The organism is Parapedobacter lycopersici, assembly GCF_024643285.1.
GTDB lineage: Bacteria > Bacteroidota > Bacteroidia > Sphingobacteriales > Sphingobacteriaceae > Parapedobacter > Parapedobacter lycopersici.
This window is the reverse complement of sequence record NZ_JAMSLW010000006.1, coordinates 308,999-323,937: the sequence shown is the minus strand read 5'-3', so window position 1 is coordinate 323,937 and position 14,939 is coordinate 308,999. Positions and strand designations below refer to the sequence as shown.

Here is a 14,939-nt window from a genome sequence, read left to right as displayed (position 1 = left end):
CGTTTGCTTTACGTGTTGGTTGCGTGCTCATTGACAAAGCCCGGAATATTGGATGGATCGGGGCCAATGTAATGAAACTGCTCTGCCCACTCCAAGCCATACTTTTTCCCGATCTCCCTGTCGGAAGGTACGCCCCGCGTATACTGTGAGTCCTGGTCCAGCACAAAGTGCTTGATGTAATTCCGGTCGGCTGCATGGTCATCGCTTCCGAGGATGTCCAGTTTTTTCCCGTTTTTCGCAAGCGAGTTCCGCAATGCCGAACCGGCATGGCCACCCGGACCCTGACTGGTAATCACGGCATTACTTTCGACCTTGGTATCAATGAAGTTGCTGATATCCACCACGCGGTTTACCCGTTGTGGCCCCCGGGCGAAATAATACCGTTCCAGCACACTGTGGCGCTCCACAATGTCAAAATGTTCCGGATAATCATAACTTCCGGCCATCCAGCGGGCTGCCTCTACCGCCTTGGCCGTGACGTAATGATCCGGGTTTTCCTCGTAATGTCCCCAGGGGTCATAACAGACAACCGTATCAACCTTCAAAAGCCTGAAAAGAAAGATCAGCCTTCCCTTTATCTCCTGGATATTATATTCATCCATCCGGTGATTGCGATACCCCAGGTTATATACTTTCTTCAATCCCAATGCCTTAGCAGCAGCATTGGTGGAAATTTCATTATTCAGGATCTGTTCGGCAACTGTATTGCCTACACCGGTGGCGTCGTCATTTGACGTCTGGATCATGTAACCCGTGTATCCCTCGCTGATCAGCTTGGCAACAGTGCCTGCCGCAAAGAGTGCAATATCATCGCAATGGGGTTGGATTACCGCCAGCACTTTCCCCTCATGCGGCCTGCCGGCAACCGGACGTTCAATTACCACATCGCCCTGCTGTGTGCTGCCCGGTGATGATCCTGATTTCGCCCCATCCGCCGCAACGGATGCGCCTGTCAATGAACCGTAGACAGTTGGCAGCATCGCGCCGGTAAGCATGCTCTTGCTGATAAATTTTCTTCTTTCCATAATTAAATCAGTCGTTAGGTGTTTTTATATTGGTACGTTATAATTGGTTAGGGGTAAAACCCAAGGAAGGCAAGGTAACCATTATCCGGTTTATTTCCAGTGACGATTGCGATTTTTTAGGGTCACAGACTGCACCCGCCGTCCAAAAACAGCAATGCCTCATTTCATTCGTAACCGGATATTATTGTGGGGATTCCTGCCGCTCGATGATGACAAAAACGTCTTCGTTTTCCTTCTTCATCTTGTATTTTTCGCGGGCCATGCGCTGTAGCGCGTCGGGGTCAGTGTTCAACGCTTCGATCGTTTGGTTCACACGCTCAATCTCAGTAGTGTAAAACGCTTTCTCCGCTTTCAGGCTTTTCAGCTGTGAATAATAGCTGTATTGCGTAGTAATATCGTGGCGGTCAAAAAACAGCATCCATACCGCAAATGCGACCGAGGCGATCACATACTTATTCCGGATAATGGAGAACAGCCGTTCCATACCAACAAATGTAAGGCAAAATTTTAATAAAATAAAAATCCCTACTTTAAAATGTTGCCTTCTCCATAACAACCTGAATAAATGTTTATTAAAATTACAAAACACGAAACAATGTTTTGTTCAATCACTTAATTACCGCACCTTTGAGCAGTATCATAAAGTAAAAAATAATGGAAACCTGTATGAGCTCCTGCAAATAAACAGGAGTTATCCATACATGCTTCACAAACAATTACGCTAATGAAAAAATTATTTTTGATCCTGCTGATTGTGGCAGTAAAATGGAATGTGCAGGCAGACGAAGGCATGTGGTTTTTGATGCATATTGAGCGCCTCAATGAACGGGACATGCAGAAAATGGGACTCCAGCTCACCGCAGAGGAGATCTACAGTATTAATCACTCCAGCCTAAAGGATGCCATTGTCCAGTTTGATGGCGGATGCACCGCCGAAATCGTATCCGGCCAGGGGCTGGTGCTCACCAACCACCATTGCGGCTACGGTGCCATCGCCGAGCTGTCTACGCCGGAAAACGATTACCTGACCAACGGATTCTGGGCGAGCACCCAACAGGACGAACTAAAACCGGAAGAGTTGTCTGTCCGTTTTTTTGTGCGCATGGATGATGTAACCGACCGGATTCTCCGTTTGGTAAACGACGAGATGGATGAAATCGAGCGCGAGCGGGTCATCAACCGCGAAATTGCCAAAATCGAACAGGAAAACAACGAAGGCGGCAAATACACCGTTTCGGTAAGACCTTTTTATAACGGCAACGAATACTATTACTTCGTTTACCAGGATTATCCCGATGTGCGGCTGGTTGGCACCCCGCCGGCCAGCATCGGCAAATTCGGCGGCGACACCGACAACTGGGAATGGCCCCGCCACACCGGTGACTTTTCATTGTTCCGTGTGTATGCCGACGCCGATGGAGACCCCGCGCCCTATTCCCCCGACAATGTGCCGCTGCAACCCGATTATCACCTTACCATCAGTCTAAACGGATTTGATGCAGGTGATTTTGCCATGATCCTAGGCTACCCCGGACGCACCAACCGGTGGATGCCCTCCGGCGGCATCAACCAGAACGTCCACTACGCCTACCCCGCTTGGGTAGAAGCATCCAAAGTAGGCATGGACCAGATGAAAAAACACATGGATGGCAACCAGGAAGTAAAGCTCAATTACGCATCTACCTACTCCCAGGTGGCCAATTACTGGAAAAACCGCCAGGGCATGATCGACGCGCTGACCCAGCACCAAACCGCCGCCACGAAAGCCGCGCAGGAAGCTGACTTCCAGCGGTGGGCCAACAAGCGCAAAAACCGGGCACGTTACGGTAACGTCATCCCGACCATCAATAATTATTACGAGCAGACCAACCTGCAAAGCCGGCACGACAATTACCTCATCGGCCTGCTGCGTTCCAGTACGTTTGCCGCCCTTCCCTACTCACTTGGCAATGCGCTGCTGTATTACAGCCGGCAGAACGAGGCCAAGCGCCGGGAAGTGTATCCCCAGATCGACGGGAACCTCAGCGGAATTTACGACAACCTGTACCTTCCACTGGAAAAGGGCGTACTCGGCGCGCTGGTCAACCTCTATGCGGCGAAAGCCTCGGAAGCCGGTATTCCGGCATACATTGAAACACTGTATGAAGCCAACAACAGCGATCTCCGCGGGTATATAAACACCGCGTTTGACCAAAGCCTGTTCTCCGATAAAGCAAAAATAACCGCCTTTCTGGCGAACCCGGACAGTACCCTGATCCAGCAGGATCCGCTGTTCCAATTGTCCACGGTGCTGCTTAACCGTTACCGGGAAACGACGCCCGAACAGGCTGAAGCTGAAGCCGGCTTCCAGCGGGCTTTCCGTCTTTTCGTTGAAGGCACACGGAAAATGAACCCCCGGAAAAAATATTATCCCGATGCCAACAGTACACTGCGGCTTACCTATGGCAAGATTAACCCATTGCCTCCCGATCCGGCCAATGATGCCAGTGAAAATTACTTTACCACGTTGAAAGGTACCATTGCCAAATACCAGCCCGGTGACGAAGAGTTCGATCTACCCAAGCGGTTAATCGACCTGTATGAGGCAAAAGATTTCGGGCGCTATGCCGATAAAGCCGGCCACCTTCCGGTCAATTTTCTGACAGACAACGACATTACCGGCGGAAATTCAGGATCACCGGTATTGAATGGAAAGGGCGAACTGATCGGTATTGCTTTCGACGGCAATATCGAAGCCATGGCGGGCGACGTCATTTTCGACCCGGAATTACAGCGGACCATCTCCGTGGATATCCGGTATGTGTTGTTCCTTATTGATAAATTTGCCGGTGCCCCTCATTTGGTTGAGGAGATGACAATTGCGGAATAGCAAGTCGCCGTTGCCCATAAAAAAAGAGGCCGCTCAGCAGCGGCCTCTTTTTTTATGGTGGGTTTAGCTATTTAGCAAACTTAAAGCTTTTACCCAGGAATTTTGCATTGCTGCCCAGCTCCTCTTCGATGCGAAGCAGCTGGTTATATTTTGCAATCCGGTCAGAACGGGACGCCGAACCCGTTTTAATCTGTCCGGTGTTCAGCGCCACGGCCAGGTCAGCAATGGTATAATCTTCCGTTTCACCGCTGCGGTGGCTCATGACAGAAGTGTAGCCATTGGTCTGCGCCAGAGAAACCGCGTCGATGGTTTCCGTAAGGGAGCCGATCTGGTTTACCTTCACCAGGATAGAATTAGCCACCCCTTTATCGATGCCTTCCTGTAACCGCTTCACATTGGTTACGAACAGGTCGTCACCCACCAGTTGTACCTTATCGCCAATGGCCTGGGTCAGTGCAGACCATGCCGCCCAGTCATCTTCATCAAGGCCATCCTCAATGGAAATGATCGGGTATTTCTTAGTCCAGTCCACCCAGTAGTTAACCAGTTCCTCGGAGGTAAACTGGCGGCCATCGGATTTCTTGAATATATAGCGCTTTTTCTCGGCGTCATAAAACTCCGAAGCGGCGGCATCCATGGCAATATAAACATCTTCACCAGGCCGGAAACCAGCCACTTCAATGGCTTGCAATACCGTTTCAATCGCTTCTTCGTTCGAGCCGATATTAGGCGCAAATCCACCCTCATCACCTACGTTGGTTGAATAACCTTTTTTCTTCAGCACGGTTTTCAGGTGGTGGAAGATTTCCACTCCCCAGCGCAACGATTCCGAAAACGTCTCGGCACCGATCGGCATCACCATAAATTCCTGAAAATCGATCTTATTATCGGCATGCGCACCTCCGTTGAGGATATTCATCATCGGAATAGGCAATGTATTGGCATTAACTCCGCCAATGTAGCGGTAAACCGGCTGGCGACTTTCCTGCGCAGCCGCTTTGGCCACGGCGAGGGAAACGCCCAAAATGGCGTTAGCACCAATTTTAGCTTTATTAGGTGTGCCGTCAATTTCCAGCATCAGCTTGTCGATCGCATTCTGCTCAAATACGTCGATCCCCTGCAATTCCTTCGCCAAGGCTTCGTTTACATTTCTGACTGCCTTTTGCACCCCCTTACCCAGGTACACATCCGCGCCGTCGCGCAGCTCCACAGCTTCATATTTGCCCGTAGATGCGCCGGACGGTACCGCAGCGCGACCCACAAAGCCATTTTCAGTAGTTACATCTACCTCTACGGTAGGGTTACCGCGCGAATCCAGCACTTGCCGCGCATGAACGTCGATGATCAAACTCATGTACTTTTTCTTTTTATGGTTATGTTATTATGATAGCGCTTATTGTCTTTCCTGCTTTCGGCCCCGTGCGCAACAGGCCCGAAATGTACCTTTCAAACTTACCTAAATTTGCGTTGATATGCAATTACTGCCTCCATCGGAGCCCGGTTATCGCAGCATGTCCACAAATTGATCGAATAAATAACGTGAATCGTGCGGACCGGGCGACGATTCCGGGTGATACTGCACGGAGAACGCCTTTTTACCTTTCACACGGATACCTTCAATGGAATCATCGTTGAGGTTCACGTGTGTGATTTCCACTTTATCCGACTTCTTAATGTCGTCTGCCACTACGCCGAAGCCATGGTTCTGGCTGGTAATTTCACAGCTATCAGCAATGATATTCTTTACCGGGTGGTTTATTCCGCGGTGTCCGTTAAACATCTTCTCCGTACGTACCCCGTTGGCCAGCGCCAGCAGCTGGTGGCCGAGGCAGATGCCGAACATCGGCTTGTTGGACTCCTGTATTTCCTTTACGGTTTGCACAGCATAATCCATCGCGGCCGGGTCGCCCGGACCATTAGATACAAAATAACCGTCGGGTGCCCAGCTTTCCATCTCGGCAAAAGATGTTTTTGCCGGAAAGACCTTCGTGTATACATTGCGGTCGCTGAAATTGCGGAGGATATTCTTTTTAATACCCAGGTCGAGCACAGCCACCCGGAGCGGTGCAGATTCATTGCCGTGGTGATAAGGCTTTTCGGTAGAAACTACCGACGAAAGTTCCAGGCCGGCCATGGAGGGCACCTTGGCCAGTTGCTGTTGCAACGCATCCACATCCAATGTTTCGGATGAAATAATGGCGTTCATTGCCCCCTTGTTGCGAATGTGGCGTACCAACGCACGGGTATCGATATCGGAGATTCCCACCAGATTACCCCGCTCAAAATAATTCTGTATCGAACTGTCTGCCATTTTCCGGCTGTAGTTCATGTTATAATTTTTACACACCAGGCCTGCAATCTGGATGTCGCCCGATTCTGCTTCCTCGTCCCTGATGCCATAATTGCCGATATGGGCATTGGTAGTCACCATGATCTGGCCATAATACGAAGGATCGGTAAAGATTTCCTGGTATCCGGTTGTTCCGGTGTTGAAACAAATCTCGCCTGTGGTTGTGCCGATTTTTCCCGCGGCTTTTCCGTGGTAAACCGTACCGTCTTCCAATACTAAAATTGCCGGCAGTTTGCTGTAGTTGGTCATTCGCTATCTTATATGGTTATAATGTTTTCCTGTGTAAGCCGCTTGCTTCGTGTGAAAATCCAAAAAAAAAGCCCTCGACGGGCCAAAATATGTATTGAAAATGCAGGATGAGCCGGAAAAGTTTCCGGGCTTGGGTGATTCTTTCTTGAAGCAAGGTACTCCGATTTTCACGAGGGACAAAGGTACAGTTTTGTTCCAAAATTTTAAAATATTTTTTTGACGGCGTGTGCCGTTCATTCCGGTCGACCCTAAATCGAATATGAACAAAATGAACGCAACCTACTGTGGATTCCCCGGTTATTTTTGCGGGAACGAATACAACACAACTAAACTTTGAATAAGGGCATCCGAATCTGTGCACCTTATTTGTTTCCCAGCAATTTTTAAACCTATGGCATAGACATGTACGCACACATCCTGTCTTATATTTTTCCCGCCGCACGTATGGCATTTTTGGTTACGCTCCTTTGTTTGGGGGTAGTACGGGAGGGGTATGGGCAACGGGTGTATGCGGATGCGCATTCTGAAGCTAACGGTCTATTAGGGGGGTCCGTTTCCGATGAGGGTAGGGCAGTTGATAATGACTATAATAATTTTTCGACATTGAATGTAGGTGTTGGTTTATTAAATTTAATGTATACCACCCAAAATCTAAATTTTTCAGGAACCACCAATCCAAAACCTCAAAACACATCACCGATTATTCTAAAATTTTCAAGCACTGGGTCGATTGCAAATTTAATCGGCGGAATCAGCATCCAAAGAACAAATAATGGCCTCACTAATACAGTTGGAACTGAATATACTTCGTCAGCGCTATTAACTTTATTGAACGGAAGTGTCGCCAGCGAGGTTATTATTCCTATCCCTGGAGTTTCTACTTCAAGTGATGGGGTCAGACTGCGTATCTCAACCGTATTAGGTCTTGGGCTTCAGGCCCATCTTTATTATGCCTTTTACATTACACCACCGCAGGTCCCCTCGTCACTTACAATTTGTGCGAATGCTCCTGAATCCGTTACAATAACCAACTTTCAAACCGGGTATACCTATCGTTTATATAATCAACAGATTGGAGGTGCTGAAGTTGGTGTTACTACCACTTCCAACATTTTAAACATACCCGGTTCGCTAGCCGCCGGCACTTATTATCTGGAGGCCCGAGAAGGAGATTTATATCCATCGGCAAGAACACCAATTACATTAGCGCGCAATGAGGTATCGAGTGGACTGATTACGGCCAATCAAATACTCTGTTCGAACGTAACTCCCGCGCAATTAACGCCAACGACTCCTGCTAGTGGGAGCGGAACGTTAACTTATCAATGGCAGAGCAGAACTTCTTCCGGAAGCTTCCAAGATATTTCCGGCGCGACGGGTCTAACGTACTCCCCTCCTTCACTTACCGAAACTATGATATACCGCAGGGTAGCCACCTCAACATTGAATGGCATAGCATGTCAGGCAAATAGTAATGATATAACGATTACGGTTTACCCTGTGCCCGGTATCTCGTTGGCGTCTTCCACGATAGAGGCCTGTCAAGGGGATGATGTTAACCTAACTTACATTACTACGATGAATGGTCCCATCTCCTATAGTATAGACTGGAATGCGCAAGCTGAAGGAGCAGGATTTGTAGACATATTCAATGAAACGTATAGCTTTTTGACAACCGAGGATACCATTCCCATAACGGTGCTTCCCGGAATTGCAACAGGTAATTACCAAGGAATACTAACAGTCCGGAATTCAAACGGCTGTACAAGTAACGGACAAATTATTATGATAAACATACTACCCAAACCGCCTGCACCTGAAATTACAGTCCAGTGAAACTAAAACAAAATAATATGAACCTTCAAAACTCAAACATCATGAAAACTATTTCAAAATCTTTAAAAATAGGCACTTCAATAGGCCTGTTTTTCACATGCTTTACACAACCAATTATTGCAGCGGATATTTTCGTCTGCGGAGACGGCGAAGTAACGTTAGGATACGCTCCCACAAGTGAATATAACCTACAAGTTGGAGATGAAGTAATGTGGCAAGAGTGGGATGTAGTAAACGGTGTGAATATTGGAGCTCCGCAAGTATTGACATATGATGGCACGCCTGCCTCTGTCAACCTCACATTACAAGGTCCCAATCTTGATGATGGCAGCCATAATTACATTGTATTTGTCCTCTCAACCGGGGATGAATGTACCGGTGATAATTCCGATCCTGTAGAAATATTCAAACTGCCTGAGCTATCAATATTGCTTGGTACTCCCTCCTTTGCTCAGTATTGCGAAGATGGCTCAGGTCCCGATGGCCAAACGTCTTCCGAAATTGTCGCAACTACCACTCCCGGAATTGCGCTGCCGAGCGAAGTATTATTGGTATACACGTGGACAGCCGATGGCATAACTGACGTCAGCTCAATTGGCAGCTCTACACCGAACAGCACTACCGTAACGGAGTTAACCAATACTTTCACCTTAACTACGAATACAGTTGGTGTGTATACGTTTAATACATCGGTGGCCTATGCAGCCGCAGCAGCTGACGGTACAATTATAAAAGGAGGAGGCTGCTTAACTACATCTACGAATTCGCAAACTGTTGAAGTAACTGCAAAACCTGGTAAACCAGTCATTACTGTAGGTTAAAATAACGTATTTAAATATCGTTAGTGAATATACTTAAAATAGGCATTGTGGGATGGTTGTTTTTGTCGCTGGCACTACGCTGCTTGGCGCAGGAACAGACCGTGCATATTGCTAAAGGTAGTTCTATAACGTTAACCGCCGCTTCCACAGGTGCAATCAGTTACTTATGGTTTTTGAATGATGAGCCGATAAACGGCCACCACGATGCGGTTATCATCGCTTCCCAAGCTGGTGTTTACACGGTAATCGGCTTAGGCCGGAATTGCAACTCCGACCTCTCCGATCCCGTGCAGGTGATTGTGGATCAAACGGGACCTCCGGTTACTGTAGACATGCAGATCCGCAATGTGCCGGACCGGCCGATGGTACTGGTCGACGGGGTGTTTACGCATCAGCTGTTCATTGTAAACAATGGCACGGGTATCGCAACCGACGTACAGGTTACCGCGACGTTTGCGCCAAATGTCCGCTATGAAAATGTGGTGGATATGCACGCGGGTACCGTGGTTTACAACGCGGCAATGCGTGAACTCACCTGGTCGCCCGGAAATATTGCGCCCGGGCAGTCGGAATCGCTGATTATCGGTGTCCGTGCCGAAAGCGAGGGACTGGCCTCACAGCTGGCTGTTGTGGCCAGCAGCGAGGAAGACAGCCGTCCGTCGGACAATCAGTCCATCGGAAGCGTCGAGGTTGTTGCGCTGAAAATACCGAATACCTTTACGCCTAATGGCGACGGGGTAAACGATTATTTTGAGATACGTGGACTGGAGTTGTTCCCTGCTCATCAGCTGATGATATTCAACCGATGGGGGAATGAAATTTACCGTTCAAATAATTATCGGAACGACTGGAATGGTGCGGGCTTAGGTGAAGGCACGTATTACTACGCATTTGAACTGCGGCTCCATACCGGCCACGTGCAAACATTTAAAGGTTTTATTACCCTGATTCGGAATACCAATAACTAAGAACGTTGCCGTTTTCATTTTGTATCGCTTACACGGGCATCCGTGTAGGCGATATTTTTTATCCGAAGATCTCCGCCACGCGGCCTACCTGTCCGTCTTCAAGCCGTACCTTGATGCCCCTCGAATGAAACGCGGCCGATGTGAGGATATCCTTCACCACGCCTTCCGTGTGCCTTCCGGTCCGTTGGTCCTTCTTCAGGATGATCGCTACCTCAAGGCCAGGATAAATATCTTTTCTGTTTTTTCCATCCATATCACTATAGCCTGCAGCCGGCTGTTTTAGTCGCCTGTGTTACGTTAGCTATTCGCTTTTTTCAGCACCGAGTCATGTACCACCACCCGGTTCCAGTATTTGGAATATTTTTCGATTGCAGCCAGGTGGATGGGATGCGTTTCGTACACATTGATTTCATCCATTGAATCGAAGTGAACCAACAGGTTATAGGTAAATGTGTTGTCCACCACATCCCTCGGGTTCGTGGGTGCGGGCCGTCCATAATGCAGGGATTTGATGCCGGGAATTGCTTTCAGCTCCTCAAAGAAATTCGCAAAGTCGCTGATCTCGGTTTCGGATAATCCGTCGTTCAGCCAAAAAAGGACGTAATGTGCAATTTGCTCCTGCGAATCCATTGTCGTATCGTTCGGTTGTGGTGACGCACAGGCCTGTACCAGGGCGCCGGCACTTCCCGCCACCACCATTGAAGCACCAGCTTGCTTAATAAACAGCCTTCTTTTCATAGTCATCAGGTTTTTTTAGTTCCCCGCTATTTTTAGGATATCGTTCCCAAACACAAAAATCATCAACGCCAGCAGAATGAAGAAACCTACCATCTGTGCCTTTTCCAGGAATTTCTCGCTCAGTGGCTTACCCTGGATCATCTCAACCAGCAAAAACAGCACGTGGCCGCCGTCAAGTGCAGGGATAGGCAGGAAATTCATCAGCGCAAGCGCCATGGACAGCACGCCCACCAGACTCCAGAACCGCTCCCAGTTTACTTCCGCACCGAACATGGTAGCAATCCGCACCGGGCCTGATAATGCTTTGTCGGCGCGCAATTCGCCCTTCGCTATTTTTCCAAGCCCTTTGGCATTGTCAATCAGTGTTCCCCATGCCTTGCCCGCTCCGATAGGCAGCGATTCAAAAAACCCGTAATAAACGGTTTCATAAGGAATCGAAGGGTCCCGGTTAACGGAGAAACCGAGCATGCCGGTTTCCGGAATTGTCGCATTTACCGTGGCGCTATCACCATTCCGGTACACGAGCAGGCTAACTTCTTTTCCCACATTGGCATCTATGGCACCACGCACCTGGTCCCAGAACGGCACCGGCTGGTCATTGATCCGCAGGATACTGTCGCCCGCTTCGAGTCCCGCTGCTTCCGCCACACTGCCCTGCTGAACAGCCAGGATGGCCATGGTATGCTCGCGCGCCTGTACAAATTCGTTCCGGTCATAATCGGCAACCGAATTAAGGATATCGCCGGGTACGTGGACATCAATGGTCTCGCCTCCCCGTTCCACCGTCAGTGTGGTGTTACCCATCAATACTTTGGAGCTGATGATATCGGTAAACCGGATGACCGGTTGACCGTCAATTTCCGTAATACGGTCGCCCGCCTGAAGGCCGATCTGCTTTCCGATAATGCCGGGTGTCACCCCGTTTACCAAACGGGTATTATCCACATATGTTTCGCCGTATTTAAAGGTGAGCATCCAGAAAATGAACATGCCCAGCAACACATTGACGATGATACCACCCATCATGACGATCAGCCGCTGCCATGCCGGTTTCGACCGGAATTCCCACGGCTGCGGCTCGCCCTTGAGCTGCTCGGTATCCATCGACTCATCGATCATTCCCGCGATTTTCACATAGCCACCCAGCGGCAGCCAGCCAATACCGTATTCACACCCCTTAAAGTTGAACTTGAATAGCTTAACGCCCCATGCGTCAAAGAACAGGTAGAACTTCTCTACCTTGATACCAAATGCACGGGCCGCTATAAAATGCCCGAACTCATGTAACACTATCAATATGGACAGGCCCAATAAAACCTGCCCGATCATTACCAGTACACCCATTTAATCTTATTTTTCTATATGATATATTTTTCTGCTTTTTGTTACCAGCTCCCGCGCAATAATCCGGCTTTGCTGGTCGGTCGACTCGTAATCGGCCAACGTGGGTTGCTGCATAAATGTCACCGCGGCCAATGTTTCCTCAATCACATCACTCATTGCTAAAAAGCCCGTTTCCCCTTTTAAAAATGCGGCAACCACTACTTCGTTCGCGGCATTCAGAATGCAGGGCATGTTCCCTGCCGTCGCCAGCGCACGGTATGCCAGCTCCAGGTTGCGGAACGTGACCCGGTCGACCGGCTCAAATGTGAGCGTCGAAAAGTCGGTAAAGTCAAACCGCGGAAACGCGTTCTCCACCCGGTCCGGGTACGTCAGCGCATATTGTATCGGCAACTTCATGTCCGGAAGACCGAGCTGCGCCTTGATACTTCCGTCTTTGAACTGCACCAGCGAATGTACGATCGATTGCGGATGCACGACCACATCAATTTGACTCACATCAAGGTTAAACAGCCATTTGGCTTCAATAACCTCCAGCCCTTTATTCATCAACGATGCCGAATCGATGGTGATCTTAGCGCCCATCACCCAGTTCGGGTGCCGCAATGCCTGCTCCGCGGTTACCGCGTTCAGGTCCGCCCGGCGCTTGCCACGGAACGGGCCGCCGGACGCGGTAAGGTAAATTTTATCGACCTGTTGGGCCTGTTCTCCTGCCAGGCACTGGAAAATCGCCGAGTGTTCCGAATCTACCGGCAATATCCGCGCGCCCTTACGGGCGGCCAGATCCATCACCAGCGCACCGGCTACCACCAGTGTTTCTTTATTAGCCAAGGCAATTGTTTTTCCAGCCTCAATAGCGGCAAGGGTAGAACGCAATCCAACTGATCCAACCAGTGCACAGAGCACCGTATCAACCCCCGTGTGCTGAACCACTTCTTCAAGCGCCTCGTTGCCGGCAAGCACGTTAATCGCAGTACCTGCCAGGGCTGTTTGCACCTGCTTATATTTGTCGGGATCGGCAATGACAACCACACTGGGCCGGAATTCCAGCGCCTGCGCAATCAGTAAATCGGCATTTGAGCCTGCCGTCAATGCATAAACCGTAAACCGGTCCGGATGGGCGCGGATAACTTCCAGCGCTTGTGTACCGATACTTCCCGTGGCGCCCAGGACCGCTATACTCTTCTTCTCCAAAATGCCTGCTTCGTAAATGTCTTAAATAATATTTTCCGTCACCTTGGGATCCTCGCCGCCTTGGTAATGCATCATCATATCCCGGTAGGCCATGGCCACTACCACACTGGAAAGCGGACCAACCAAAAAGGAATTGATTACGCTCAAAGCAGTAGATACTATCGGGTATCCACTGTAATTGAAATAAATATATAACAGGTGCAAAATGGCAAAAAATACCAAGATGAGCAATAATTTGGTGATATTTCCCTTCGTAAGCGCAAAACTCAGCTTAACGGCGCGCCAGGGTCCCGCGTGCCGGTCGATGATAAAAAAAGGGTAAAAGGCCACGCGCAGCAGGAAAAGGAAAATCAACACGGCCGCGATTACGCGGGTAATGTCGACCAGCACCGTGATGTCTACACCGGCGTAAACCAATGGGAAACCAAGCAGCGAGATGATGAAATAAAAAACCAGCGCAATAGCGGCGATACAGCACATTGCCGCGAAGAAATATACCAGTTCGCGGGTGGTGGGGATGGTTTCCTGTAAACGGACATGGTCCTTTCCATCAATCAGCTGGAAGATGTACTTAAACAGCGCCAGCTGAATACCGAAATACAAAATCACGAAAAGAAAGGCCATAAATGCACTGAGGAACGGGCTCACCTCATTGAGATAAAAAGCCAGGATACCGGAGGTATTGGACGTCAGAAACAGCAGGAAACAGAGCCCTGCCACGGAAAAATAATGCTGCCGCAGCAAATCCCATGATTTGTTAATGACTTCATTGACGGCAAACGTACTATCTTTTAAAAACTGAATCATTCAGCAGCTGGAAATTATCCTGCAAAGATGAGATAATCTTTTCGGAAATCAATCTTCTTGTATCAATTACACCACAATTGCACCTGTTCAATTACCGTTACAGCGCTACCCGGATATACGTTTCAACGATTTCCCGGTTCACCCCTGCACTTTCCACCTGCTCCAGTCCGCGCTGGGTCAGTGTGTCATTCGATATATTCACATGGAAATCAAACGTATTTCCTTCCCAGTCCCGGCCATCGGAATACTCCAGGTGCTCCGTATACATACTGTCTTTCAACACATAATCACCCCCTCCGGCGGAGAAAAACGCCAGTGAGTCTTTTCCCTTATTGAGGTCGTGATGCAGAAAAGCAAAATGAGTATCGTTGATAATCTTAATGAACGACCTATCCTTTGTATAATCGGTGGTGGTCGTGTCGCCATTTTCAATCGTCTTCGCCGTGATAAGCTTCCAGGTGCCCACAATGGGAAGCTTCGTGGTTTCAGCGGGCGTGCCTTCCATGTTTCCGGTACACGACACTGCCGATATGCCGGCGATTATCATCAATGCGTTCGTAATTTTCATATTTTTTAAGTTTATGATTCGGTCCTGCCTTGTGGCTTTCAGCGTGTGGCGTATCATTTTCATGAACACCGGCGCTGTTGTTGATACCCGGCGCATAAAGATGCCCATAAAAATACCGTTCAACGAATAATGGAATAAAAAAGTTGAATTTCTTTCGCGACGTACAGGTAATA

General features: G+C 48.9%; 14 protein-coding genes. 4 read left to right on the top strand and 10 right to left on the bottom strand.

Annotation, left to right across the window (positions count from 1 at the left end; genetic code table 11):
• Positions 1–8: 8 nt before the first annotated feature.
• Both NEV57_RS14140 and NEV57_RS14135 read right to left on the bottom strand, forming a co-directional pair.
• Positions 9–1,025, bottom strand: a complete 1,017-nt coding sequence (locus NEV57_RS14140; protein WP_257658983.1) for a PIG-L deacetylase family protein — start codon at positions 1,023–1,025, stop codon at positions 9–11.
• A gap of 181 nt (positions 1,026–1,206) precedes the next feature.
• Positions 1,207–1,509 carry an FtsB family cell division protein gene (locus NEV57_RS14135; RefSeq protein WP_257658982.1) on the bottom strand — a complete coding sequence of 101 codons (303 nt, stop codon included), beginning with the start codon at positions 1,507–1,509 and terminating at the stop codon, positions 1,207–1,209.
• Positions 1,510–1,749: 240 nt separating this feature from the next.
• Here NEV57_RS14135 and NEV57_RS14130 point away from each other — a divergent pair, with 240 nt between their 5' ends.
• A complete protein-coding gene (locus NEV57_RS14130) occupies positions 1,750–3,894 on the top strand; it encodes a S46 family peptidase (RefSeq protein WP_257658981.1) in 2,145 nt (714 codons plus the stop codon).
• A gap of 67 nt (positions 3,895–3,961) precedes the next feature.
• On the opposite strand, the gene eno is transcribed toward NEV57_RS14130, so the two are convergent.
• Positions 3,962–5,248, bottom strand: a complete 1,287-nt coding sequence (gene eno / locus NEV57_RS14125; protein ID WP_257658980.1) for a phosphopyruvate hydratase — start codon at positions 5,246–5,248, stop codon at positions 3,962–3,964.
• 147 nt (positions 5,249–5,395) lie between these two features.
• Entirely contained in the window at positions 5,396–6,493 is a 1,098-nt protein-coding gene (gene carA, locus NEV57_RS14120) for a glutamine-hydrolyzing carbamoyl-phosphate synthase small subunit (protein ID WP_257658979.1), read from the bottom strand.
• Between the two features lie 402 nt (positions 6,494–6,895).
• Here carA and NEV57_RS14115 point away from each other — a divergent pair, with 402 nt between their 5' ends.
• From NEV57_RS14115 to NEV57_RS14105, 3 genes are read left to right on the top strand one after another with little or no spacing between them, the layout of a single operon-like run.
• Positions 6,896–8,329 carry a DUF8696 domain-containing protein gene (locus NEV57_RS14115; protein ID WP_257658978.1) on the top strand — a complete coding sequence of 478 codons (1,434 nt, stop codon included), beginning with the start codon at positions 6,896–6,898 and terminating at the stop codon, positions 8,327–8,329.
• 41 nt (positions 8,330–8,370) lie between these two features.
• Positions 8,371–9,150, top strand: a complete 780-nt coding sequence (locus NEV57_RS14110; RefSeq protein WP_257658977.1) for a hypothetical protein — start codon at positions 8,371–8,373, stop codon at positions 9,148–9,150.
• 23 nt (positions 9,151–9,173) lie between these two features.
• Positions 9,174–10,118 (top strand): T9SS type B sorting domain-containing protein, encoded by a 945-nt coding sequence (locus tag NEV57_RS14105; protein WP_257658976.1) that lies wholly within the window; start codon positions 9,174–9,176, stop codon positions 10,116–10,118.
• A 58-nt stretch (positions 10,119–10,176) separates the two neighbouring features.
• Here NEV57_RS14105 and NEV57_RS14100 read toward each other — a convergent pair whose 3' ends face one another.
• From NEV57_RS14100 to NEV57_RS14075, 6 genes are all read right to left on the bottom strand, one after another.
• Positions 10,177–10,371, bottom strand: coding sequence for a YwbE family protein (locus tag NEV57_RS14100; RefSeq protein ID WP_257658975.1), 195 nt, complete (start codon positions 10,369–10,371; stop codon positions 10,177–10,179).
• Between the two features lie 44 nt (positions 10,372–10,415).
• Positions 10,416–10,856 carry a Dabb family protein gene (locus NEV57_RS14095; protein WP_257658974.1) on the bottom strand — a complete coding sequence of 147 codons (441 nt, stop codon included), beginning with the start codon at positions 10,854–10,856 and terminating at the stop codon, positions 10,416–10,418.
• A 15-nt stretch (positions 10,857–10,871) separates the two neighbouring features.
• Positions 10,872–12,200, bottom strand: a complete 1,329-nt coding sequence (gene rseP / locus NEV57_RS14090) for an RIP metalloprotease RseP (protein ID WP_257658973.1) — start codon at positions 12,198–12,200, stop codon at positions 10,872–10,874.
• A gap of 6 nt (positions 12,201–12,206) precedes the next feature.
• Positions 12,207–13,391: a 1-deoxy-D-xylulose-5-phosphate reductoisomerase gene (locus tag NEV57_RS14085; RefSeq protein WP_257658972.1), complete on the bottom strand. Its 1,185-nt coding sequence runs from the start codon at positions 13,389–13,391 to the stop codon at positions 12,207–12,209.
• A gap of 21 nt (positions 13,392–13,412) precedes the next feature.
• Positions 13,413–14,198 (bottom strand): beta-carotene 15,15'-monooxygenase, encoded by a 786-nt coding sequence (locus tag NEV57_RS14080; RefSeq protein WP_257658971.1) that lies wholly within the window; start codon positions 14,196–14,198, stop codon positions 13,413–13,415.
• A gap of 97 nt (positions 14,199–14,295) precedes the next feature.
• Positions 14,296–14,766, bottom strand: coding sequence for a DUF4488 domain-containing protein (locus tag NEV57_RS14075; protein ID WP_257658970.1), 471 nt, complete (start codon positions 14,764–14,766; stop codon positions 14,296–14,298).
• Positions 14,767–14,939 lie beyond the last annotated feature (173 nt).

Coding starts and splice junctions, on each gene's coding strand:
- NEV57_RS14140 (WP_257658983.1), bottom strand. CDS start 1,025: ATGGAAAGAAGAAAATTTATCAGCAAGAGCATGCTTACCGGCGCGATG.
- NEV57_RS14135 (WP_257658982.1), bottom strand. CDS start 1,509: ATGGAACGGCTGTTCTCCATTATCCGGAATAAGTATGTGATCGCCTCG.
- NEV57_RS14130 (WP_257658981.1), top strand. CDS start 1,750: ATGAAAAAATTATTTTTGATCCTGCTGATTGTGGCAGTAAAATGGAAT.
- eno (WP_257658980.1), bottom strand. CDS start 5,248: ATGAGTTTGATCATCGACGTTCATGCGCGGCAAGTGCTGGATTCGCGC.
- carA (WP_257658979.1), bottom strand. CDS start 6,493: ATGACCAACTACAGCAAACTGCCGGCAATTTTAGTATTGGAAGACGGT.
- NEV57_RS14115 (WP_257658978.1), top strand. CDS start 6,896: ATGTACGCACACATCCTGTCTTATATTTTTCCCGCCGCACGTATGGCA.
- NEV57_RS14110 (WP_257658977.1), top strand. CDS start 8,371: ATGAAAACTATTTCAAAATCTTTAAAAATAGGCACTTCAATAGGCCTG.
- NEV57_RS14100 (WP_257658975.1), bottom strand. CDS start 10,371: ATGGATGGAAAAAACAGAAAAGATATTTATCCTGGCCTTGAGGTAGCG.
- NEV57_RS14095 (WP_257658974.1), bottom strand. CDS start 10,856: ATGAAAAGAAGGCTGTTTATTAAGCAAGCTGGTGCTTCAATGGTGGTG.
- rseP (WP_257658973.1), bottom strand. CDS start 12,200: ATGGGTGTACTGGTAATGATCGGGCAGGTTTTATTGGGCCTGTCCATA.
- NEV57_RS14080 (WP_257658971.1), bottom strand. CDS start 14,198: ATGATTCAGTTTTTAAAAGATAGTACGTTTGCCGTCAATGAAGTCATT.
- NEV57_RS14075 (WP_257658970.1), bottom strand. CDS start 14,766: ATGAAAATTACGAACGCATTGATGATAATCGCCGGCATATCGGCAGTG.